This is a genomic window from Algibacter lectus (assembly GCF_900112395.1).
Taxonomy (GTDB): Bacteria; Bacteroidota; Bacteroidia; order Flavobacteriales; family Flavobacteriaceae; genus Algibacter; species Algibacter lectus.
The window spans coordinates 129767-152441 of record NZ_FOLN01000001.1 but is presented as its reverse complement, the minus strand read 5'-3'; the positions used below and the strand labels follow the sequence as shown (position 1 = coordinate 152441).

The 22675-nt window shown below is 33.3% G+C and carries 22 protein-coding genes and 1 tRNA gene; 16 read left to right on the top strand and 7 right to left on the bottom strand.

What is annotated here, in order from left to right; genetic code table 11:
* The first annotated feature begins 50 nt into the window (after positions 1–50).
* The 4 genes from BM246_RS00615 (at position 51) to BM246_RS00600 (ending at position 6638) form a co-directional block, all read left to right on the top strand.
* Entirely contained in the window at positions 51–845 is a 795-nt protein-coding gene (locus tag BM246_RS00615) for a 3-keto-disaccharide hydrolase (RefSeq protein WP_074935373.1), read from the top strand.
* Positions 846–917: 72 nt separating this feature from the next.
* Positions 918–2246: a sugar MFS transporter gene (locus BM246_RS00610; RefSeq protein WP_074935372.1), complete on the top strand. Its 1329-nt coding sequence runs from the start codon at positions 918–920 to the stop codon at positions 2244–2246.
* Positions 2247–2293: 47 nt separating this feature from the next.
* Positions 2294–4222: a glucosamine-6-phosphate deaminase gene (gene nagB / locus BM246_RS00605; RefSeq protein WP_074935371.1), complete on the top strand. Its 1929-nt coding sequence runs from the start codon at positions 2294–2296 to the stop codon at positions 4220–4222.
* Positions 4223–4463: 241 nt separating this feature from the next.
* The gene (locus BM246_RS00600; RefSeq protein WP_074935734.1) at positions 4464–6638 is read left to right on the top strand and encodes a M1 family metallopeptidase; all 2175 of its coding nucleotides are present in this window, start codon (positions 4464–4466) and stop codon (positions 6636–6638) included.
* A gap of 618 nt (positions 6639–7256) precedes the next feature.
* On the opposite strand, the gene BM246_RS19870 is transcribed toward BM246_RS00600, so the two are convergent.
* Entirely contained in the window at positions 7257–7397 is a 141-nt protein-coding gene (locus tag BM246_RS19870; protein WP_175489752.1) for a hypothetical protein, read from the bottom strand.
* 324 nt (positions 7398–7721) lie between these two features.
* Between BM246_RS19870 and BM246_RS00595 the strand changes: the two genes are divergently transcribed.
* The gene (locus BM246_RS00595) at positions 7722–7937 is read left to right on the top strand and encodes a PALP domain-containing protein (RefSeq protein WP_074935370.1); all 216 of its coding nucleotides are present in this window, start codon (positions 7722–7724) and stop codon (positions 7935–7937) included.
* Between the two features lie 138 nt (positions 7938–8075).
* Here BM246_RS00595 and BM246_RS00590 read toward each other — a convergent pair.
* A tRNA-Met gene (locus tag BM246_RS00590) sits at positions 8076–8149 on the bottom strand.
* Between the two features lie 135 nt (positions 8150–8284).
* Here BM246_RS00590 and BM246_RS00585 point away from each other — a divergent pair.
* Together BM246_RS00585 and BM246_RS00580 are read left to right on the top strand one after the other, a co-directional pair.
* Positions 8285–8677, top strand: a complete 393-nt coding sequence (locus BM246_RS00585; protein ID WP_042498517.1) for an START-like domain-containing protein — start codon at positions 8285–8287, stop codon at positions 8675–8677.
* 65 nt (positions 8678–8742) lie between these two features.
* A complete protein-coding gene (locus tag BM246_RS00580; protein WP_074935733.1) occupies positions 8743–9585 on the top strand; it encodes an aminotransferase class IV in 843 nt (280 codons plus the stop codon).
* Here the strand turns inward: BM246_RS00580 and BM246_RS00575 are convergent.
* The 5 genes from BM246_RS00575 to BM246_RS00555 form a co-directional block, all read right to left on the bottom strand.
* Positions 9582–10142 carry a YqgE/AlgH family protein gene (locus BM246_RS00575; RefSeq protein WP_074935369.1) on the bottom strand — a complete coding sequence of 187 codons (561 nt, stop codon included), beginning with the start codon at positions 10140–10142 and terminating at the stop codon, positions 9582–9584. The genes BM246_RS00580 and BM246_RS00575 overlap by 4 nt on opposite strands.
* 122 nt (positions 10143–10264) lie before the next feature.
* A complete protein-coding gene (locus BM246_RS00570; protein WP_042498520.1) occupies positions 10265–10537 on the bottom strand; it encodes an HU family DNA-binding protein in 273 nt (90 codons plus the stop codon).
* 187 nt (positions 10538–10724) lie between these two features.
* Positions 10725–11672, bottom strand: coding sequence for a methionyl-tRNA formyltransferase (gene fmt / locus BM246_RS00565; RefSeq protein ID WP_074935368.1), 948 nt, complete (start codon positions 11670–11672; stop codon positions 10725–10727).
* Between the two features lie 119 nt (positions 11673–11791).
* The gene (locus BM246_RS00560) at positions 11792–13696 is read right to left on the bottom strand and encodes a RecQ family ATP-dependent DNA helicase (RefSeq protein ID WP_074935367.1); all 1905 of its coding nucleotides are present in this window, start codon (positions 13694–13696) and stop codon (positions 11792–11794) included.
* A 9-nt stretch (positions 13697–13705) separates the two neighbouring features.
* Positions 13706–14245, bottom strand: a complete 540-nt coding sequence (locus BM246_RS00555) for an AAA family ATPase (RefSeq protein ID WP_074935366.1) — start codon at positions 14243–14245, stop codon at positions 13706–13708.
* A gap of 90 nt (positions 14246–14335) precedes the next feature.
* Here BM246_RS00555 and BM246_RS00550 point away from each other — a divergent pair, with 90 nt between their 5' ends.
* From BM246_RS00550 to BM246_RS00510, 9 genes are all read left to right on the top strand, one after another.
* Positions 14336–14629 (top strand): DUF493 family protein, encoded by a 294-nt coding sequence (locus tag BM246_RS00550; RefSeq protein ID WP_042498528.1) that lies wholly within the window; start codon positions 14336–14338, stop codon positions 14627–14629.
* Positions 14630–14784: 155 nt separating this feature from the next.
* On the top strand, positions 14785–15969 hold the full coding sequence (locus BM246_RS00545) for a vWA domain-containing protein (RefSeq protein WP_074935365.1): 1185 nt from the start codon (positions 14785–14787) through the stop codon (positions 15967–15969).
* A 94-nt stretch (positions 15970–16063) separates the two neighbouring features.
* The gene (locus BM246_RS00540) at positions 16064–16717 is read left to right on the top strand and encodes a DUF4290 domain-containing protein (RefSeq protein ID WP_042498533.1); all 654 of its coding nucleotides are present in this window, start codon (positions 16064–16066) and stop codon (positions 16715–16717) included.
* A gap of 9 nt (positions 16718–16726) precedes the next feature.
* On the top strand, positions 16727–18037 hold the full coding sequence (murA, locus tag BM246_RS00535) for a UDP-N-acetylglucosamine 1-carboxyvinyltransferase (RefSeq protein ID WP_074935364.1): 1311 nt from the start codon (positions 16727–16729) through the stop codon (positions 18035–18037).
* Positions 18038–18108: 71 nt separating this feature from the next.
* Positions 18109–19200, top strand: a complete 1092-nt coding sequence (locus BM246_RS00530; protein ID WP_074935363.1) for a DUF695 domain-containing protein — start codon at positions 18109–18111, stop codon at positions 19198–19200.
* A gap of 11 nt (positions 19201–19211) precedes the next feature.
* Positions 19212–20324, top strand: coding sequence for a DUF2891 domain-containing protein (locus tag BM246_RS00525; RefSeq protein ID WP_074935362.1), 1113 nt, complete (start codon positions 19212–19214; stop codon positions 20322–20324).
* Between the two features lie 30 nt (positions 20325–20354).
* Positions 20355–21095 (top strand): 5-oxoprolinase subunit PxpA, encoded by a 741-nt coding sequence (gene pxpA, locus BM246_RS00520; protein WP_074935361.1) that lies wholly within the window; start codon positions 20355–20357, stop codon positions 21093–21095.
* Between the two features lie 5 nt (positions 21096–21100).
* Positions 21101–21832 (top strand): 5-oxoprolinase subunit PxpB, encoded by a 732-nt coding sequence (gene pxpB / locus BM246_RS00515; protein WP_074935360.1) that lies wholly within the window; start codon positions 21101–21103, stop codon positions 21830–21832.
* Positions 21825–22673, top strand: a complete 849-nt coding sequence (locus BM246_RS00510) for a 5-oxoprolinase subunit C family protein (protein ID WP_074935359.1) — start codon at positions 21825–21827, stop codon at positions 22671–22673. The genes pxpB and BM246_RS00510 overlap by 8 nt, the downstream gene beginning before the upstream one ends.
* The last annotated feature ends 2 nt before the right edge of the window (positions 22674–22675 follow it).

Sequence of the window (22675 nt, the reverse complement as noted above, 5' to 3'; positions counted from 1 at the left end):
AATTAAATGTGCTCTAATTTCATTGAAATAAATAATTAAAAAATAAACTCATGATTTTAAATAGACTTCTAATATTAGTAACGCTATTGTTTTCTTCTTTTTATGTGAATGCACAAGAAAAAAATGGAAATACAGATTCTAAAGAGACTAAAAAATATTCAAAACCCGAGGATACCGAAGTTTATACTCCAGTGCCTGCTGTTGTAAATCCTTATGGTCAGAATGGGGTGCCTAGTGATGCTATTGTTTTGTTTGATGGGAGTAATTTAGACGAATGGGTTATGGTTAGAGGTGGCGGTGTACCAACATGGAAACTGGATGCCGCTAATAAAACCATGACTATTGATAAAGGTGTGGAAAAAAAGAATGCAACGCTTAGAACAAAAAAGAAGTTTGGTTCTGTGCAGCTTCATTTAGAATGGAAATCTCCGAGAAACACCGGGAATAAAGGTCAGGATAGAGGAAATAGTGGGGGTTATATCCAAGAAAGATATGAGGTTCAAATATTGGATAATAATGATAATGAAACGTATACTAATGGCCAAGTGGGATCGGTGTATAAGCAAACGGTGCCTTTAGCAAATGCTTTGGTTCCAACTGAACAATGGAACTCATATGATATTATCTATCACGCTCCAAAATTTGAAAATGAAAAATTGGTAACCCCAGTAAGCATTACATTACTTCATAATGGTGTTTTAGTTTTAGACGATTTTACAATACAAGGCGCAACAGAGTATATTGGATTGCCAAGCTATAAAGCACATGGTAAAGCATCAATAAAATTACAAGATCATGAAAGTGCCGTAGGTTTTAGAAATATTTGGGTTAGAGAATTAGATTAGAAATTACCGCCTTAAGAAAAATTAAAAAACACGATTAAATTAAAACACAATATAACCCTAACCCAGAATACTATGACAGAAACACAAAACACAACAGGTAAAAACAGTACGTTAGTACCTATAATTATTATAGCGGGACTCTTCTTTATTTTCGGGTTTGTTACTTGGATTAATGGGGCGTTAATTCCGTTTATGAAAACCATAAATGAGCTGACTGATGCACAGTCTTATTTAGTAGCGTCTGCATCATACATTTCTTTTGTTGTAATGGCTTTGCCAGCATCTTATGTTCTAAATAAAATAGGATATAGAAAAGGAATGTCTTTAGGTTTAATCATTATGGGTGTTGGAGCCTTAGTATTTATTCCGGCAGCCGAAGCAAGAACCTATTGGGTGTTTTTAACCGGTATTTTTATTCAAGGTGTGGGGATGACGTTGTTACAAACTGCTTCCAATCCATACATCACCATTTTAGGTCCTATAGAAAGTGGAGCCAAGCGTATTGCTATTATGGGAATCGCCAATAAAACAGCTGGAGCATTAGGATCTTTAATTTTTGGAGCCTTATTATTATCTGGTATAGATGAAGTAAAAGAACAATTAGGAACCGTTTCTATTGAAGAAAAAGGACAACTTCTAGATACTATGGCGGATAGTGTTTTTATGCCTTATCTAGTCATGGCTATTGTGCTTTTTGTATTAGGGGTTTTAATAAGAAAAGCACCATTACCACACGTTGAACCAATAGAAGCAGAAGAAGACGCTTCAGGAAAAAGTACAAAAACAAGCATTTTTCAATTTCCGCATTTATGGTTGGGCGTTATTGCTTTGTTTGTTTATGTTGGAGTAGAGGTCATTGCGGGAGATACTATTATATCTTACGGTATTTCTCTAGGTTTTACAGGAGAAGAAGCTAAGTATTTTACAACCTACACCTTAATGGCTATGGTAGCGACTTACGCTTTGGGTGTTATTTTAATACCAAAATATGTAAGCCAAACTACCGCTTTAATAGTGAGTGCTATTTTAGGAATTATATTTAGTTTCTGCATATTGAATACCACAGGGTTTACATCAATTTTATTTGTAGCAGCCTTAGGTATTTCTAACGCATTGGTTTGGCCAGCCATATGGCCATTAACCTTGGATGGTTTGGGTAAATTTACAAAAACGACATCGGCATTATTAATTATGGCCATATCTGGTGGCGCTATTATACCACCATTATATGGTAGAATAGTAGATGCAAATAAACTAGAATTAATAGCGAACGGATTACCAGAAGCGGATGCTACAGCATCTGCAGCAACAAGTAGTTATTGGATTTTAATTCCTTGTTATGCTTTTGTTCTTTTTTATGCCATTTGGGGACATAAAATAAAGAGCTGGACTAAAAATTAATTTAATATATGAGCATAAAAGTGCTCTAATAAAAATAATAAAATATTATGTTAAAAAGTAGTATTGACAAAGCCACAGGATTCGAAAAGAGATTTGAGAATATAGGCACCGTAGTTTTTGAGAATTCAAATGAAGCTTCTAAAGCAGTGGCTAAAGAAGTTGCAGATCTAATTAGAGTTAAACAATCTCAAAAACAACCATGTATTTTAGGGTTAGCAACAGGTTCTTCTCCAAAAGGCTTATATGCCGAATTGGTGCGTTTGCATAAAGAGGAAAACTTAAGTTTTAAAAATGTAATATCTTTCAATTTAGATGAATATTATCCAATGGAACCCGATTCTGTAAATAGTTATGTTCGTTTTATGAAAGAACAGCTTTTTAATCATATTGATATTTTGCCAGAAAATTATCATGTTCCAGATGGTTTATTATCTAAACAAGCTATAGCAGATTATTGCAATTCTTACGAAGTAAGAATAGAAGCTTTAGGAGGTATAGATTTACAGATATTAGGTATTGGAGGCAACGGACATATTGGGTTTAATGAGTCAGGATCACTTCAAAATTCAAAAACGCGTTTGGTAGCTTTAGATCATATAACTAGAGTCGCAGCAAGCAGTGATTTTTCAGGTTTAGAAAATACACCTAGAACAGCTATCACTTTAGGTGTAAAAAAAATAATGGAAGCTAAAAGAGTTATTCTAATGGCTTGGGGAGAAGGTAAGTCTAATATTATCAAGGATTCCGTGGAAGGAGAGATAAGTAGTAGAGTACCTGCTTCTTATTTACAAGAGCATAATAATGCAACATTTATCATAGATCCTGCTGCAGCTTCAAAATTGACAAGAATTAATTCGCCTTGGTTGGTTGAGAAAATTGAATGGACAGATAAACTCATCAGAAAAGCGGTTTTAAGTTTAGCACTTCACTTAAAGAAACCCATTTTAATGCTTACCGATGACGATTATATTGAAAATGGCATGAGTGATTTATTGGCTGATTCAGGGCCTGCTTATGATATTAATATTAAAATATTCAATAAGCTTCAAAATACTATTACAGGTTGGCCAGGCGGAAAACCTAATGCAGACGACAGTAAACGACCAGAGCGTGCTGAGCCATCAAAAAAACGTGTACTTCTTTTTAGTCCACATCCTGACGATGATGTAATTAGTATGGGAGGCACTTTTAAAAGACTGCAAGAGCAAGGTCATGAAGTGCATTTGGGGTACCAAACTTCAGGAAATATTGCAGTAGCCGATGATGAAGCACTTCGATTTGCACGTTTTGTTTGTGATTATAATGAGAAGTTTGGAATTTCAAGTGATGAGGCCGATGCTATTTACAAAAAAGCAGTAGCATTTCTTGTGAATAAAAAATCTAGTGAAATCGATATTCCAGAAGTACGTTATATAAAAGGAGTTATTCGAAAAGGAGAAGCACGTGCGGCTTGTCATTTTATAGGTATTCCGGACGTGCAAATCCATTTTATGGAGTTGCCATTTTATGAAACAGGAGCAGTAAAGAAAAACCCTATCGGTGTTGCCGATGTTCAAATCACTAAAGATTTGATAGAGAAAATTAAGCCACATCAAATTTATGCTGCAGGTGATTTAGCGGATCCACATGGGACTCACAAAGTGTGTTTAGACGCTGTTTTTCAAGCTGTAAAGGACTTGAAACCTAATGCATTTATGAAAGACTGTTGGGTTTGGTTATATCGTGGCGCATGGCAAGAATGGGGTGTAGATGAAATTGAGATGGCAGTACCTATGGGACCTGATCAAGTTTTAGAAAAACGAAAAAGTATATTTAAGCACCAATCGCAAAAGGATGGTGTTGTTTTTCAAGGAGCAGATAGTCGCGAGTTTTGGCAACGTGCTGAAGATAGAAATAAAGAAACAGCCGATTTATACGATCAACTGGGTATGGCGCAATATGCCGCTATGGAAGCCTTTGTGAGATGGCATTATTAAAAAGTTAATTTTAAATAACAATTGTATAAACTTCTAATGTCAAATCATCTCATTTCAAACCTTATAATGTAAAGTGTTAATGGTTAAGCTTTCTATAATAAGTAGATTATTTGGGCGGTTGGAGAATTTGATTTATACCTTAAGAACGTATTCTAAAATTAGTAATATACTTTCCAAATGGATGGTTTAGTATTGGACTTTAAAAATAAAAGAGTAATTGGTTAAAGTAACCGTAAATAAAATGAAGAGTATTTTTTTGAAATGTGCCGTTTTTAGTTTGGTTCTATTAACGTCCTTGGGTATAAAGGCTCAAAGTACGGATGACATATCGGTCTATAGAGTAACGCCAACAAAAGAAAGTGATTTAATTAATACAAAACTAGATGTATCATTTGATTATGCTAACCGGTATTTATATGGAAAAGCATGGCTTACTTTGAGTCCTCATTTTTATGAAACAAATACGGTTGTTTTAGATGCTAAAGGGATGGATATTAATGAGATTTCTATTGTTGATGGAGCAAATAATATTCCGTTAAAATATACTTACGATAATTGGAAACTGTCTATTACTTTAAATAGAATTTATAAAAATACGGAAGACTATACTGTTTTTATTAATTATACAGCAAAACCGGATGAGTTAAAAGTAAAAGGTGGTAAAGCGATCACTAATGCGAAGGGACTTTATTTTATAAACCCAGACGGTAAAGCAGGTAAGCCTGTTCAAATATGGACGCAAGGTGAAACGGAAGCTTCTTCAGCTTGGTTTCCTACTATTGATCATCCAAATCAAAAAACAACTTCTGAAATAGCTATGACGGTTGAAGCAAAATATACCAGCTTGTCAAATGGGGAGTTAATTTCACAAAAAGACAATAATGATGGAACCCGTACAGATACTTGGAAAATGAGTTTACCACATGCTCCGTATTTATTTATGATAGCTGTAGGGGATTTTGAGATTTATAAGGATACTTATAGGGGTAACGAAGTTAGCTATTATCTAGAGCCAAAGTATGCGCCTTATGCCAAACAGATTTTTGGAAAAACACCAGCGATGATGGCCTTTTTTGGTGATATATTAGGCGTAGAGTATCCATGGGGGAAATATGCGCAAGTTGTTGCAAGAGATTACGTGTCTGGCGCCATGGAAAATACGTCTGCAACTTTACATGGAGCACAGGTTCAAAAAACCGAAAGAGAATTGCTAGACAGTAATCATGAAAATACTATTGCGCACGAGCTTTTTCATCAGTGGTTTGGTGATTATGTAACGGCGGAATCTTGGTCTAATTTAACTATGAATGAATCTTTCGCTACTTTGGGAGCTATTCTTTGGAATGGATTTGAAAAAGGACAAGATATGGAAGATAGAGAGCGTTATGGGAAATTACAAAACTATCTGCGTTCACAAAAAAATGGTAATAGTGAGGTTTTGGCTCGTTTTCATTACAAAAACAGCGATAAAATGTTCGATAACATCAGCTACTCAAAAGGGTCTATCATTTTATATGCTTTAAAAAACCAGATGGGAGATGCTGCTTTTTTTAAATCACTGAATAATTATTTAACGACCAATGCTTTTAAAACAGGAGAAAGTCATCAGTTACGTTTGGCTATGGAAGAGGTGACGGGAAAAGATTGGAGTCCTTATTTTAATCAATGGTACTTCAATGGAGGTAGTCCAATTTTAGATATTAATTATGGATATGCTAATGGAAAAGCTACTATTTCTGTAAAGCAGGTTCAAGATCAGGCCGTTCAAACTTTTAGTTTACCTTTAAAAGTGGATTTTTATGTGAATGGTAATAAAATGAGAAAGGATATTTTAATTAATAAAAGAGCGCAGGATTTTAGTTTCGATATCGCTAGCGAGCCAGACTTTATAGATTTAGATCCTGATAAAATTTTAGTAGGTCAAATTATAGATAATAAGGATATATCAGATTATTTGTATCAATACAAAAAAGTACCTTCTTATTATAACCGAATTGAAGCAGTAAAGTTCGCTGCTAAAGATAAAAGCCCAGAAGCACAACTTATTTTATTGGCAGGTTTAGAAGATCAACAAGATGACATACGAGCGCTTAGTATTAAAACTATAGATTTAAGTGACCGTAAAATAAAAAAAGAGGCCTTAAAAAGCATACTAGATATCGCTAAAAATGATATAAAAACCAATGCTAGAGCCGAGGCTATTTTAAAACTTGCTAATACAAGAAATACGCATTATAAATCATTAATGAAAGAAAGTGTTAAAGATGAGTCTTATACGGTGATTGCAGCAGGAGTAATAGGGTTAAAAAAAATCGCTACAGATGATGCTGATAAAGAGTTAGCCGATTTAGATGAAGACACTAAAATACATGTTACCAAGTTGATTAAAAAAATTAATAAGAAAAACAATAAGTAAAATACTAAAATTATACGAAAGTAATATATTTAATTGTGTCAAGGCCAAATATTCCATAAGGAAAAGCGTAGATGCATTATACTGATATAGGTTGACTCTTTTTTGTTAAATATTAAGACGTTCAAAAGATTTTTTTCAGCCGTTTTAAGGTGAAAAATAGTTTAACCAATTCTGTTCTTAAATCGTAAGCTCAGGTAAATTTACATTATACTTTTTATAGGATTTATATTTGATATTCGGATTTTAATGTACTTCAGCGGGTTTTCTTAAATCTAGGCTAAGATGCGTTCTTAGATTATTATAAATATATACAGCTTGATGCGTTATTTTTTTAGCTAAATCTGTGTTTTTTCTGATTTGTTTAATTGGTATTCATATTTAATAGTCCTGTTAATTAGTTCGACAACAGCATTTTCATATGGGGCGTATTGTTCGGTTATACTCATTGATATATTGTTTTTTTCAGCGAATGTCGCGTATTTGGGATTGCATTATTGGAAGCCTATGTCTTAATGAAGGATGAGTTTTTGATTAGGATGTTTTCTGGTTTTAATAGCCATAGCGAGAGCCTCTGGGCAAAGTGATAGCTAAATGGTTGTCGAGTTTATAGTTCATTATTTACTTAGAATAGGCGTCTGTTACTAATGCCAAATAGTTATAGCCGTTTTTTGTTTTAATGTATGTGTTATAACTTATATAAAGTTGTTCTGGTCGAGTAGGAACGGAATCTTTTACCGGTTTTTTGTAATTTCTATACATATGGTTTGAGTTTGTAGTGGTGATGTAATTTTTAGTTTTAGGCACAAGTAGTTTATGAAGCCTTAAGAACGGATAGAATTTATCTCTACCTATCTTGATATTAGCGTTTATAAAGTATTGCTTTAACTCCTTGCGTAGTTTTATTTAACCAGTTTTAGAACCTACTTGTTTACGGTAGTCTCTAACTAATTTGATTAGTTTTGATGGTCTAGCTGTTGTTTTTGTTGGTTTTTTAATTTTTTATAAAAGGCTTGTTTAGATATTCCAAGATATCCATAGAACCATTTTCTTTTAAATGGATTTTCTTTTTTAATTATATCTCTTTTGTATGGTGTTCTAACTCCCAATGAAAAATCAGCTATTAAAGAATTAGCAGAAAATGAAGGGATTTTATTAGATCCTGTTTATTCTGGAAGAGCTTTTTACGGTATGTTAGATCATATAAAAAGTCAGAAAATAGAAAAAGGGGCTAATATTTTATTTTGGCATACTGGCGGTTTACCTGCAAATTTTTATTATTCTGAGGAATTAATGCCATAGTTTTATCAATGTAATAAAATTTGAGGTAAATTGATGTTGATTGTATAGTGCTAAAGAAAGTATACCTAATGTTTTAGCTATGTTTTAGCAAAAAAAAAAGTCAAGAATAAATTTCTTGACTTTCCCTGGTTTTACTAGTAGCGAGAATGGGGCACGATCCCATGACCTCCGAGTTATGAATCCGACGCTCTAACCAGCTGAGCTACCTCGCCATATGCGTTTCCGCGGGTGCAAAGATAAAAACATAATTAGATTACACAAACATTAGTTGCAAAAAATATTATTAAATTTTCTGTGGTACTTCTTAATTAATGTATATATTGGTCAACATAAAGATTAAATCATATATGGACGAGAAAGTAAAATATAATATAGAGTTTCCAATACAAGCATCACCGCAATTATTATATCAGTATATATCAACGCCTTCTGGGTTATCTGAATGGTTTTCAGACAACGTAAATTCCAGAGGAGAGCTGTTTACTTTTATTTGGGATGGTAGCGAAGAAAAAGCAAAACTATTAAATAAAAAAAGTGGCGAGCGTGTTAAATTTAGATGGTTGGAAGATGAAGAGGAAGGCGATTCTTATTATTTTGAAATCAGAATTCAAGTAGATGAAATCACAAAGGATGTATCTTTAATGGTGACTGATTATGCTGAAGAAGATGAAGTAGACGAATCTAAAATGCTTTGGACTAACCAAATATCAAGTTTAAAGCAAGTATTAGGCTCAGCGTAATATAAAAAACATAATATTCGATTATATTTGTCCCGTTTTTACACTTAATGAAAACGGGATTTTTTATGGTAAATTTTAACGAAAATATTTTAGAAGATAATACATTGTTATCTATTAATAATAGAGGTTTTGCATATGGTGATGCCTTATTTGAAACAATTAAAGCTTCTTATGGTAAATTGTTGTTTTGGGAAGACCATTATTTTAGACTTATGGCGTCTATGCGAATTATGCGCATGGAGATTCCTATGAATTTTACCATGGAATATTTAGAAGAGCAAATACTAAAGACCTTAACGGAAAACAATTTATCAAACGCGTCTTCTAGAGTGAAATTAACTGTTTTTAGAAATGAAGGTGGCTTATATTTACCCGAAACTAATGATGTTAGTTTTCTAATTGCTGTAAAACCTATCGATACCGATTTTTATATTGTGCAAGACACCTTCTACGAGGTCGATTTATTTAAAGATTACTACGTGTCTCCAAGTTTGTTATCAAGCTTAAAAACTAACAACAAGGCTTTAAACGTAGTTGGTAGCATCTACGCTAAAGAAAATAAGTTAGACAATTGTTTAGTTTTAAATACCGATAAGCAGGTTATTGAAGCTTTAAACGGAAATGTATTTGTTGTAAAAGGCAATACTATAAAAACGCCACCAATAGAAAACGGTTGTTTAAAAGGTGTAATGCGTAAGCAAATTATAGAAACAATAGAGAGTTTACCAGAATATGAACTGGTAGAGGAAGCAATTTCTCCTTTTGAGCTTCAAAAGGCAGACGAAATTTTTATTACCAATGTTATTGTTGGTATTCAAGCGGTGAGTAAATACAGAAAAAAGACTTTTAAATCAGAAGTATCTAAACTTTTAATTCAAAAATTAAATATTAAAATTAGAGTGAGTTAATTATAACTCGGATTTTCTGGAGCATTAGACCAAATACTATATTCTCCTCCAAATTCTAACATTTTTTCTTTCCAGAAAGATTTGTAGCTTTTTTCAATAACATCTTTTTTATAGATATTTTCGGTAACCACCCAGGAATTAGCTTTAAGTTCATCGGATAATTGGTTAGTATCCCATCCAGAATAACCTAAAAAGAACTTTATGTCGTTTTCGTTAATGGTTTTATTAGCGATAAGTCCTGCTACTTCATTAAAATCACCACCCCAATAAATACCTAAAGATATTTCAATACTATTGGGTATAAGTTCTGGTATTTTATGAATAAAGTAAAGATTATCTTGCTCAACAGGGCCGCCGTTGTAAACTTTAAACGACGCATCAAGCTCTGGTATTAAGTCGTTTATGGTATATTCTAAAGGCTTATTTAAAATAAAACCAATAGAACCTTCATTAGTATGATCGGCTAGTAAAACAATAGAGCGATTAAATGAAACGTCTCCAATAATAGCTGGTTCTGCTATTAATAAATCACCTTTTTTTGGTTGTGTAGTCACCATATTTTCAGGAATTAGTAATTAAATCTAATATTAATTTATTAAAAAAGCAAGTCTTTAATGTATATATACAAAAAAAGCCTTCAAAATTTGAAGGCTTTTCTGAATATTTATGAAGCAAATAATTAGTTTACTGCATTAGATAAATCTGCACCAGCTTTAAACTTTACAACGTTTTTTGCTTTAATTTGGATAGTATCACCTGTTTGAGGGTTTCTTCCTTCTCTTGCAGCTCTTTTAGAAACTGACCAAGAACCAAAACCTACTAAAGAAACTCTGTTACCTTTTTGTAAAGCTCCTTCGATTTCAATAATTGCACATTCTAAAGCTTTTTTAGCAGCAGCCTTAGTAATTCCTGCGTGTTCTGCCATAGCATCGATTAAATCTGTCTTGTTCATAATATAAAATTTAATTATTAATAAATTGGTTAAACATTTTGTTATATCCTATACAAATTTATACGGATTACTCAATAACACAAGTAATAGCAAGGGAAATTCGTGGTTTTGTTAATAACTTATCGCATTTGTTAATAAAGAGCCGTTGATTTAACGTTTTTTTAATAACATCAGCAGGAATAAGGCTTTACAGCATTTTTGCATCGCTTTCAAATTGATAGCCATTTAAAAGTGATTTTACATCCATAGTGCGCTTACCAGGAAGCTTAATATCATCTATAATAAGGTAACCTTTACTCACAGCGACTTTTAACTCTTTTTTGGTAGAAACAATACTTCCTATGGTATCTTTATGCTCAATAATTTCTTTTTTCGCACTATAAATCTTAATGTCTAGGTTATCATCACCATTAATTAAGGTGCACCATGCTGCTGGGTATGGGCTTAATCCTCGTATTTTATTATGGATAGCATCAATAGAAGTATTCCAATCTATTTTACAATTATCCTTATTTAGTTTATAAGCTGTTTTTATATCGGCTGTTTCTTGTTGCGGAACCGTAGTTACAGAGCCTTCCTTAATAAGATTGACTGTTTTTAAAACCAAATCACTTCCTAAGTGCATTAATTTGTCGTGTAAACTTCCTGCGTGTTCTTCCGGTTCAATTGTTATTTCTTCTTGAAGAATCATAGCGCCAGTATCAATTTTCTCATCAATAAAAAAAGTTGAAACACCTGTTTTTGTTTCTCCATTTATAATAGCCCAATTAATAGGAGCCGCTCCACGATAGTTAGGTAATAAAGAAGCATGTAAATTAAAGGTGCCATATTCAGGCATTTGCCAAACGGCTTTTGGTAACATTCTAAAGGCTACTACAATTTGTAAATTCGCATTTAGTGCTTTTAATTCTTCCAAAAAGTCTTCACTCTTTAAATTGGTAGGTTGTAAAATATTTAACCCAACCGATTTTGCATAAACTTTTACAGCACTTTCGTTTAATTTACGGCCACGTCCTGCAGGTTTATCTGGAGCAGTAATTACCCCAACTATGTTTTGTTCGTTTTCTACTAATGTTTTTAAAATGGTAACGGCAAAATCTGGCGTTCCCATAAATACTATTTTTAAATCTTTCATTTTAATCTTATTTTCCTAACATGTTAGTCTGTGCTTATACATGTTTAATATTTTATTTTTTATACCCTATGTATTAGGTGTAGCTGAAGTTTCTATTTGAGTTTAATAATTAAGCTGAATTATAAATGGCTCAACTTATACGTATTCTTAGCTGTAATCGTTATTATTTGATGTTCTAAAAGTAATTTTAAAACCTGTTTTATGTGTTCTTCGGAAGTGTTTAATAAAGCTGAAATTTGTCTAGAAGACTGATCTCCATTTTCTAAAAGCCCGATAACTTGCTTTTTTATAGTTGTGATATCATTTGATGTAACCCTAACTTTTTTTTGAGTACAAACGGAACAAATACCACAAGGACTAATTTCTGTTTCTCCAAAATAGGCGAGGAGTTGCATGCTTTTACAAGTCGATTCGTTTTCAACATATTCTAGCATTGCTTTTACTTGCTGTTGCTTTAAATTATTTTGTTGCTCTATTGTTTTCGCTATTCTGTTAATAGTCTTGTTGTCTTCTCGCGGCTGAATAAAAGTAACTTCGGCATCTGTTGCAGATAGTTTTAAGGTAATAATACCATCATGTTCTAGCTGCTTTAAAGCGTTCACTATTTTAATTTCGCTTATCGCCGATTTTTCGGTTATTTTGGCCAATGCAATTTTGGTGACTTGCTCAAAAACACCGCCATACATACGTAAAATAGATTTTACAATAATACTGTACTCCGTATGTGTATCTAAATAGTTAAACAATGCCGCATTAGAAATTATGAACTGCACGGTAACCTTGTTTTTAAATTGTTTAGAAAGCGTAATAATACTATTTCTATCTAAAATCAATAAAGCACTGTAGCATGAACTCGGACTAAACTTGTAGGTTTTACAAAAGGTGTTAAAATCGAACTCAAAAGTTAAATATTCACCTTCACCGTAAGGCACCTGAAAATAATTGCATAGTTTTCTGTAAACTTGCTTTACAAAATCGACACTAGCAAGTGATCCTAAAAACTGTTTTTTAATACTAGCTTCGTCACTTTTGTTTTTCAAAATTACTGCAAAAGCCTTATCCCCATTTCGGCCAACCCGTCCGGCTTCTTGAAAGTAACTTTCTATACTTTCTGGTAGGCTAATATGTACCACGGTTTTTACATCTGGTTTATCAATCCCCATTCCAAAGGCATTTGTAGCTACCATAACCTGTTTTCGGTTATTAATCCAGGCATCCATGTTTTTATCCTTTTCACTATTGTGTAAACCACCGTGATAAAAGGTAGCTGTTATGTTTTTAGACTCTAAAAAAGCACTAAGTTCAATAGTTAGTTTTCTATTTCTAACATAAATAATGGAAGACTGCTTATATTTTTTTAATATCGTCTGTATTCTGTAATACTTATCATTTTCATTGTAAACTAAATAAGCCAAATTGGGTCTTAAAAAAGACTGCTTAAATATTTTAGGATTAATAAAATCCAGTTGTTTTACAATATCATCAATTACCTCAGGTTTTGCCGATGCTGTAAGAGCAATAGCGTTTACCGTTGGTTGTAGTTGTCTTAAAAGTGCAATGTTATTGTAAGCAGGTCTAAAGTCGCTACCCCATTGCGAAATACAATGTGCCTCATCTATGGCAATTAAATTCACATTCATTAACCTAATGCGGTCTTGCACCAATTCTTGCTGCAATCGCTCGGGAGATAAGTATAGAAATTTGTAATTACCGTAAACACAATTATCTAAAAGTGTGTCTAATTCTTTATATGAAATTCCACTTGTAAGTGCCATCGCTTTAATCCCCTTGTTGTTTAAGGATTGTACTTGGTCTTTCATTAAAGCAATAAGTGGCGATACCACAATGCATATCCCTTTTTTTACCAGAGCAGGAATTTGGAAACATAACGATTTTCCACCACCAGTTGGCAAAAGCGCAAAAGTATCCTCACCAGCCAAAACAGAATTTATAATGGCCTCTTGGTTTGGTCGGAATTCGGTGAATTTCCAATAACGTTCTAGTATATTAATAGGGTGTTCCATTTTGGATGCTTACATCATTAATTTGTTTAAAATAAAATTGGTTCTATTCTCAACAGTATCAAAAGGTACATCTATTAAGTTATATTCGTAGTTTTCATAGGTTTTTACTAAGTGATCGTGAATTTCTAAGGCTTGATCAAAAGTCTCGTAGCGTTCATTATCGCTGGTGTAAATAGCTTCCCAAGGTTTTAATATAAAAACGGTGTGGTATTTAGATTTGTTACAAGTTTCAATGAAGTTTTCTGGACATTCATCGCCAATAAAATCCATGTAAGCTAGTACATCGGGCAAACCACGATCGAAAAATACGATTTCATTTTTAAATAATTCGGCATCAACAAATTGTTTTTGTCGGCCCTTTAAAAGGAGTTCGCTAAACATGAGCGGGTTGGTTAAAAAGAGCTGATCGATACCTTCTTTTTTGGCATCTAAAATTACTTGTCGCGAAATTTCTTCTAAGCAAGTGTGGCCTCTTTTTATTAATTCGTTAATTAAAGTTGATTTTCCAGTTCCTGGACCGCCCGTAATAACAATCTTTTTAGTGTTCAATGCTGCTTTATTTTTGTGTAAAAATCGGAATTTATAATCTATAAAAAAAATGGAAACTAAACTGTATATTTGCAGCCAAATAAATATGTAATGAGCACACCTCCAAATTCAGAAGAATTTTACGATAAATTAAAAGAACAATTATACGATACAGACGTTTGGCCTGCAGAATACTTATATAAATTCATTGTGCTTTCAAACAAAGAAAAAATTGAAAAAATTGAGACTATTTTCGATGGGTTAGGAGCTGTTATCAAAACAAAAGAATCTAAAAACGGAAAATACACAAGTGTTTCTATTGATGTTTTTATGGAAAAACCTGAGGCTGTTATAGAGAAATACAAAGAGGTATCTTCTAAGGTAGAAGGCGTAATTAGTCTTTAATACTTGTAGGTGTTTGTTTTCCGTGAAAACGGGAGCATTATTTTTTTGTTACAAAATTTAAGGAAATTGCTATAAGCATTATAGAATTGAAACTTTATTTTTTATTCTGAAGCAACCTTTTGTATAATTTTGCATCTTGAAATAAAATATTTGAGATGAAAAAAATTGCTTTAGTTTTATGTTCTGTTTTTGTTTTATTCAGTTGTGAAAATGGTGATAGTGCCATCGATGGAAGTTATGAACTCGATTCATCGTCATCTTCGAGCTCAAAAGGTTCAGGAGATTCTGGTAATGGTGGTAATGGTGAAAGTGCCGGCCAAATCACGGCTGGTGAATGGAACGATTTAACTCAATGGGATTTCTGGAGCGATTTATTAAATTCTCAAGATTATACTACATTTCAAGCAAATTGGAGTTTCAATACATCAAAACGTATTGCATTTCAAGTTTTAGATAAAAACACCTCGCAACCTTTAAATAATGTATCGCTTTCTCTTTTTAAAGATGGCGAAATTATCAGTGAAGCTAAAACAGATAATTTAGGTGAAGCTAATTTATTTATAGATTTGTTTGATAGCGGAAAAACGAGTTCTTCAGTAAATCTTGACGATTACGATGTTCAAATTAATGGAGAAGTAATAAGTCAAGGGGTTTCTCTTTTTAATGAAGGTGTAAATGTTTTTAATATTGAAAATACTACAGCAACTGCCGATAGAATAGAAGTGGCTTTTATTGTTGATGCTACAGGCTCAATGGGCGACGAGCTAGAGTTTTTAAAGAGTGATTTAAAAGATGTTATTGGTCGGGCACAAGAGGATAATGCCAATTCTACAATTTTAACATCTACGGTGTTTTATAGAGATCAGGGCGATGATTATGTCACAAAACGATCAGATTTTACAACGAGTATTTCTTCTACTGTAGATTTCATTAGCAAGCAAAGCGCAGATGGTGGAGGCGATTTTGAAGAGGCCGTGGAGGAAGCTTTAGATGAAGCAATAAACGATTTGCAATGGGGTACAAATTCTAAAACACGAATTGCTTTTTTACTTTTAGATGCGCCACCACACCAAACCGATGACGTAAATTTAAGTATTAAGAAATCGTTAATTAAAGCGGCCAAAAATGGTGTGAAATTTATTCCGGTAACGGCAAGTGGTATCGATAAATCTACCGAGTTTTTAATGCGTTATTTTGCTATTGCAACCAACGGAACCTATGTGTTTATTACAAACGATAGTGGAATTGGCAACGACCATATAGAGCCAACTGTTGGAGAATATGAGGTTGAATTTCTAAATAATTTGCTCGTTAGGTTAATAAATAAGTACGCGCAATAATTGATTTGGTAATAATAATCGTGCTATTCAATTTTTTTTGTATTTTGCGCAAGCATAACAACTACATGCAACAATATAAATTCTACACATTATTTTGATAGACGATTTAGAATACAACACAGAGCGTGAGCATTTAATCATTCCAGAGTACGGAAGACATATGCAGAAAATGATTAATTACGCTAAAACAAGAGAAACAAAAGAAGAACGTAATAAATTAGCAAACGGCATTATTGCTGTAATGGGTAATATGCAACCGCATTTACGCGATGTTCCAGATTTTAAACACAAACTTTGGGATCAGCTTTTTATTATGTCTAATTTTGAATTAGATGCAGATTCTCCTTATGAAATTCCTACTAAAGAAATTTACGAAGAGCGTCCTGAGCCTTTAAAATACCCACAAAACTTCCCGAAATATCGTTTCTACGGAAATAATATTAAAACCATGATCGATGTGGCAAACACATGGGAAGATGGTGAATTAAAAGAAGCGTTGCTTTATACCATTGCAAATCACATGAAAAAGTGTTTTTTAAACTGGAATAAAGATACCGTTGAAGATGCCATAATTTATGGACATTTGTTCGAGTTATCTGAAGGAAAAATAGATCTTCGAAATTCTGAAGAAGATTTATCAGATTCTACTAGTTTATTGAGAACTAAATCGAAATTCGCCAATAATAACAACAAAAAAGGCGGTCAGAAAAAGAGCAATAATAACAATCGCCAAAGAAAACGCTACTAATTTTTACGCATGGGAACATTTAAAATTGAAGGTGGACACCAATTAAAAGGTAGTATCCAACCTCAAGGAGCAAAAAACGAAGCTTTACAAATTCTATGTGCCGTTCTACTTACTCCAGAATTGGTTACAATAAATAATATTCCGGACATTATAGATGTTAATAAGCTAATAAACTTATTAATAAAGCTAGGTGTTAAGGTTGAAAAAATAAGCAAAGGAAGTTATACTTTTCAAGCAGACGAAGTAGATTTAGATTATCTAGAGTCTGATGCTTTTAAAGTGGATGGCCGTGGCTTACGAGGGTCTATAATGATTGTAGGGCCTTTATTAGCTCGTTTTGGTAAAGGATATATTCCAAAACCAGGAGGAGATAAAATTGGTCGCCGTAGACTAGATACGCATTTTGAAGGTTTAATTAATTTAGGTGCTAAATTTAAATACAGCAAAGAAGATCAGTTTTACGGCGTAGAAGCCGAGTATTTAACTGGAACTTATATGTTGCTTGAAGAAGCATCGGTTACTGGAACAGCAAATATTGTAATGGCTGCTGTTTTGGCTCGAGGAACAACTACAATTTACAATGCGGCTTGCGAACCTTATTTGCAGCAACTTTGTAAAATGCTAAATAGAATGGGGGCCAAAATTAGTGGTGTTGGTTCTAATATGCTTATTATCGAGGGAGTTGAGACTTTGGGTGGTACGGAACACCGTATGCTTCCTGATATGATTGAAATAGGAAGTTGGATTGGTCTTGCGGCTATGACGAAAAGTGAGCTTACTATTTCAAACGTAAGCTGGAACGATTTAGGCGTAATACCTAGTGTTTTTAGAAAATTAGGAATCACCGTTGAAAAGCAAGGAGATGATATTCATATTCCTGCACATACTAACGGTTACGAAATTCAAAGTTATATAGATGGTTCTATTTTAACCATCTCCGATGCGCCTTGGCCTGGTTTTACTCCAGATTTATTGAGTATCATTCTAGTTGTAGCTACACAAGCTAGAGGTAGTGTTTTAATACATCAAAAAATGTTCGAAAGTCGTTTATTCTTCGTGGATAAATTGATTGATATGGGAGCAAAAATTATTTTATGCGATCCGCATAGAGCTACTGTTATTGGTCATGATTTTAAATCGACTTTAAAAGCAACTACCATGACGTCTCCAGATATTCGTGCGGGTGTATCCTTACTTATTGCGGCACTTTCTGCAAAAGGAACATCGACTATACAGAATATAGAGCAAATAGATCGTGGTTACGAAAATATCGATGAGCGTTTACGCGCTATTGGTGCCAAAATAGAACGTGTAGAGTAATCTCACGTTCTTCTTTTTTTTTATTTTCAATTGTTATATTTGTTTAAAACGAAATCACCTAATGGTGCGGTATGAGTTTTTTTAATAAGTTACTAAAGAAAGATATGCCTGTAAAATCTTATTCAGATTTTTGGAAGTGGTTTGTTAAAAAAGAAAAATCATTTTTTAAAGTGATTAGTGAGGAAGGTGATGTTAATAGTTTGTTTTTTAATGATTTATCTTTAAAATTAGATGAATTAAAAGAAGGGTTTTGGTTTCTTGCAGGAATGTGTGATACTGACACAGCAGAACTTATTTTAACGGCCGATGGTGATTTAAGAAACATTGCTTTTGTTGAAGATTTGGTAAACGAAGCTCCAGAAATTAAAGGCTGGAAAATTACAGCTTTAAAACCGGAATCTGGTTTCGATGACTCGAACATCCAAATAGGTGAGTTGGAGTTTAGTAAAAATACACTTCATTTTTATTCTAACGATTTAGGAGATTATCCTGACGAAATTGATATCACCATAACTCATAATGGTTTAACTGAAGAGCAACGTGTAGATTTCACCAATGGGGTTTATCTATTTTTAGATAATGCTTTGGGCGAGTTAAATGCGGTTTCTATTATCGATAATCTAAATGTTGTAAATACCGCTGATGCTCAAGCAGATTTAGTGCCTATAGAGAAATTAAAAGATTTTCTAATTTGGCGAGAAAAGGAATTCATTGAAAAATATGATGGATTGCGGCATTCTACGGATAAAGATCGTTATGCGGCGTTAGAGGCTACTATGGAGTCTGGTTTATCGCTTTTAGCGGTTGTTAATACTGATTTGCTACAATGGGATAGCAAAGCATCGCATCCATGGGTTGCAGTGCTCGAAATGGAGTATCAAGGTATTGTAGATAATGGTATGCCAGATGAAGGTACTTATAATCTTTTAAGTGTTATTGAAGATGAAGTTTTAGCGCAGCTTAAAGATTTTGATGGCTATCTTAATATTGGTAGACAAACAGCTGATAGTATGCGCGAGGTATATTTTGCATGTACCGATTTTAGAAAACCTTCTAAAGTTTTTTATGAGATTGAAACAAAATACTCAGATAGATTAAAAGTTACTTTTGATATTTACAAGGATAAATATTGGCAGTCTTTTGATAGATTCTTACCTCGATAAATAGCTTCTATATGAAACCACATGTTATTATTCTTTTTCTATTATTTATTACAGCTTGCAAACAATCAGAAAATAAACAGGAGATTGTTTCTGATCATGATGTGGTTCAAGTTATAAGTCAAGATGTTCCAAAACTAGATTTAGAGCAGGCAAATAAATTGGCTGCTTTACCGCTTCATTGTATAAATGCTGAATACCCAAATAAGTTATCTCAAACCTTAGGAAGTGGAGAAGATTTAAAAAATCCTGCAACATTACATCCTGCTTTTTATGGTTGTTTCGATTGGCATTCTGCTGTACATGGACATTGGAGTTTGGTGAGTTTACTTAAAACGAATCCTGATATAAAAAACCGTAATGATTTAAAGAATAGGTTATTGCTTAATTTGTCTAAAGAAAACATTGAAGGTGAGGTTGCTTATTTTTTAGGTAAACATAATGCGTCTTTCGAGCGAACTTACGGTTGGGCTTGGTTGTTAAAGTTGGCGGAAGAGCTTCATACTTGGGACGATGATACTGCAAGAGTTTTAGAAGAAAATCTTCAGCCTCTAACAAATTTAATTGTTGAAAAATATACCGTTTATCTTCCAAAATTAAATTACCCAACGCGAGTTGGAACACATGGGAATACAGCTTTCGGAATGTCTTTTGCTTACGATTATGCTGTTGCGGTAAATGATGAAGCATTTAAGAAAGCGATTGAAACTCGTGCAAAGTATTTCTTTTTGAATGATGAAAATTGCCCGATGTCTTGGGAGCCTGGCGGTTCAGATTTTTTATCGCCTTGCTTAGAAGAGGCTGCTTTAATGAAGCGATTGTTACCTGTTGAAACTTATAAAACATGGCTAAATGATTTTCTTCCGCAACTGAAATCTAGAAGCTTTTCCTTAGAAACGGGTAAGGTTTCCGATAGAAGCGATGGGCATTTAGTACACTTAGATGGTTTAAATTTTTCTAGAGCGTGGAGTTTAAATAAAATAGTAGAAGGTTTGCCAGAATATGTACATTTAAAGCCTGTGGCTATACAACACTTAAACCATTCTTTACCTAGTATTTTTGGTGATAGCTACGAAGGTGGACATTGGTTAGGCTCTTTCGCTATTTACGCCTTAAATTCTTTCTAATAATTAATTTAAATTCGCTAACTTGGTTTGGTGGAAATTAAAGCTATAGATATTAATGTTGATGTAGGCGAGGGGATTGGCAACGAAAGTTTGCTTATGCCGCATATATCCTCATGCAATATTGCTTGTGGTGGGCATGCCGGAACTTTAGAGATTATGCGAGATGTTACACGTTTAGCTAAGCAGCATTGTGTTAAAATTGGCGCACATCCATCATTTCCTGATAAAGAAAACTTCGGAAGAGTGATTATGGACATGTCCTGCGTTGCGCTTTACGCTTCCATTAAACATCAAATTAGAGATTTGCTTTCTGTTTTAAAATCTGAAAACGCAAGACTTCATCATATAAAACCACATGGCGCGCTTTACAATTTAGCGGCTACCGATGTTAAAACAGCAAACGTTATTATCGAGGTTATAAAATCACTTATGTTGCCTATTAAACTTTATGTGCCTTATAAGTCTGTTATTGCAAATTTAGCTTTAGAGAATAATATTAAAATAGTTTACGAGGCTTTTGCTGATCGAAATTATAACAACAATTTAAGCTTAGTTTCTAGGCAAGAACAAGAAGCTTTAATTCATGAAAAAGACGACTTGTTTAACCATGTTTTTAAGATGGTTTCTGAACAAAAAGTTAAAACGATTCAAGGTTGTGATATCGATATTTTAGCTGATACATTTTGTCTTCACGGCGACCAACCAAATGTTGTAAATTTAATTGAATATTTAAAAGGTAAATTGGAGCTTAATCAAATCAAAATTATTTAGTTTAAATGGCTTTTAAACTTTGTTATAAATCCTTAGGTTTACATGCCGTTTTAGTAGAGTGGCCGGCTGAAATTAGAGAAGATGTTCTTCAGGATGTCTTAATTCTGAAGACTAAAATCGAAAATTATCATGTTAAAGAAATTATTCAGGTAAATTCCTCATATAACTCATTATTAGTTTTTTATGAAAACATAGGTATTTCTTTAGAGGAGCGAATTGCTATTATAGATAAAATCTATTCAAGTAAAAATAATGCTATTTATGTGGCTTCTCAATTGTGGAAGATTCCTGTATGTTATGATGAGGCTTTTGGTCTCGATTTGGATGCTGTTTCAATTGAAAAAAAGGTATCTAAAAATGATATTATTAAACAACATTGTGGCGTTATTTACACCGTTTACTTTATAGGTTTTTTACCTGGTTTTTTATACTTGGGTGGTTTAGATAAATTACTCCAAATGCCGCGTAAATCTACTCCAAGGTTACAGGTTGCAAAAGGAGCTGTTGCTATAGGCGGCAATCAAACAGGAGTTTACCCAAATGAGAGTCCTGGTGGTTGGAATATTATCGGTAATTCTCCTCTTAATTTTTTCGATGTTTCTAAAGAAAAACCATGTTTTGCGAAAGCCGGAGATCGCGTTCAATTTTATTCAGTTTCATTAAAAACGTATAACAATATTAAAACTTTAGTAGAGGCGGGAGTATATGAATTAGAAAGCGAAGAAGTAAATGATTAAGGTTTTAAAAGCAGGTTTTTATTCCACCATTCAAGATTTTGGTCGCTACGGTTATCAGGAATTTGGTGTGCCATTTTCAGGAGTTATGGATCGAAAAGCGGCAGCTTTTGCAAATAGCTTAGTTGGTAATTATGAAGATGAAGCGGTTTTAGAAATGACGATGTTAGGTGCTAGTCTTCAATTTTCTGTAAATACACATATTGCATTTTCTGGCGCACAAATGGACGCTAAGTTAAATGATGTTGAAATAACGAACAATGGTTCGATTGCTATAAAACCTGGAGATATATTAAATTTCGGAAAACTTAAATGGGGTTTTAGGTGTTATTTAGCTGTTTTAGGTGGTTTTAAAACCGAAACAGTCATGAAGAGTAAAAGTATGTGTTCGAACATTACAAAAGCAAGCAGGTTGCTTAAAAATGACGAATTAGCTATTAATGCCTCATCTCTGGAGAATCAAAATAGATATTCTAGAATTCGATACGATGAATCCTATATAAATTCATCGAATTTGGAAGTTTATGTAGGTCCAGAATTTGAAAACCTAACTGATGCTCAGCAAAAGAAATTGTTGTCTATACGTTTTACTATTTCAAATAATAACAGCAGAATGGGATATCAGCTAAATGAAAATTTTCAAAATAATTTAGAAGCGATTATTACCGGACCAGTTATTCCTGGAACAGTTCAACTTACACCTTCAGGAAAGCTTATTGTTTTAATGCGCGAGTGCCAAACTACTGGTGGTTATCCACGAGTGCTTCAGTTAAGTGAAACTGCGATAAATAGCTTGTCACAGAAATATACCGGACAAGCCATTTCATTTAAATTGAGTAAATAAAA

Bases quoted from the DNA above. Each gene is read 5' to 3' on its own strand.
- BM246_RS00615 (WP_074935373.1), top strand. From the start codon at position 51: ATGATTTTAAATAGACTTCTAATATTAGTAACGCTATTGTTTTCTTCT.
- BM246_RS00610 (WP_074935372.1), top strand. From the start codon at position 918: ATGACAGAAACACAAAACACAACAGGTAAAAACAGTACGTTAGTACCT.
- nagB (WP_074935371.1), top strand. From the start codon at position 2,294: ATGTTAAAAAGTAGTATTGACAAAGCCACAGGATTCGAAAAGAGATTT.
- BM246_RS00600 (WP_074935734.1), top strand. From the start codon at position 4,464: ATGAAGAGTATTTTTTTGAAATGTGCCGTTTTTAGTTTGGTTCTATTA.
- BM246_RS19870 (WP_175489752.1), bottom strand. From the start codon at position 7,397: ATGTATAGAAATTACAAAAAACCGGTAAAAGATTCCGTTCCTACTCGA.
- BM246_RS00585 (WP_042498517.1), top strand. From the start codon at position 8,285: ATGGACGAGAAAGTAAAATATAATATAGAGTTTCCAATACAAGCATCA.
- BM246_RS00580 (WP_074935733.1), top strand. From the start codon at position 8,743: ATGGTAAATTTTAACGAAAATATTTTAGAAGATAATACATTGTTATCT.
- BM246_RS00575 (WP_074935369.1), bottom strand. From the start codon at position 10,142: ATGGTGACTACACAACCAAAAAAAGGTGATTTATTAATAGCAGAACCA.
- BM246_RS00570 (WP_042498520.1), bottom strand. From the start codon at position 10,537: ATGAACAAGACAGATTTAATCGATGCTATGGCAGAACACGCAGGAATT.
- fmt (WP_074935368.1), bottom strand. From the start codon at position 11,672: ATGAAAGATTTAAAAATAGTATTTATGGGAACGCCAGATTTTGCCGTT.
- BM246_RS00560 (WP_074935367.1), bottom strand. From the start codon at position 13,696: ATGGAACACCCTATTAATATACTAGAACGTTATTGGAAATTCACCGAA.
- BM246_RS00550 (WP_042498528.1), top strand. From the start codon at position 14,336: ATGAGCACACCTCCAAATTCAGAAGAATTTTACGATAAATTAAAAGAA.
- BM246_RS00545 (WP_074935365.1), top strand. From the start codon at position 14,785: ATGAAAAAAATTGCTTTAGTTTTATGTTCTGTTTTTGTTTTATTCAGT.
- murA (WP_074935364.1), top strand. From the start codon at position 16,727: ATGGGAACATTTAAAATTGAAGGTGGACACCAATTAAAAGGTAGTATC.
- BM246_RS00530 (WP_074935363.1), top strand. From the start codon at position 18,109: ATGAGTTTTTTTAATAAGTTACTAAAGAAAGATATGCCTGTAAAATCT.
- BM246_RS00525 (WP_074935362.1), top strand. From the start codon at position 19,212: ATGAAACCACATGTTATTATTCTTTTTCTATTATTTATTACAGCTTGC.
- pxpB (WP_074935360.1), top strand. From the start codon at position 21,101: ATGGCTTTTAAACTTTGTTATAAATCCTTAGGTTTACATGCCGTTTTA.
- BM246_RS00510 (WP_074935359.1), top strand. From the start codon at position 21,825: ATGATTAAGGTTTTAAAAGCAGGTTTTTATTCCACCATTCAAGATTTT.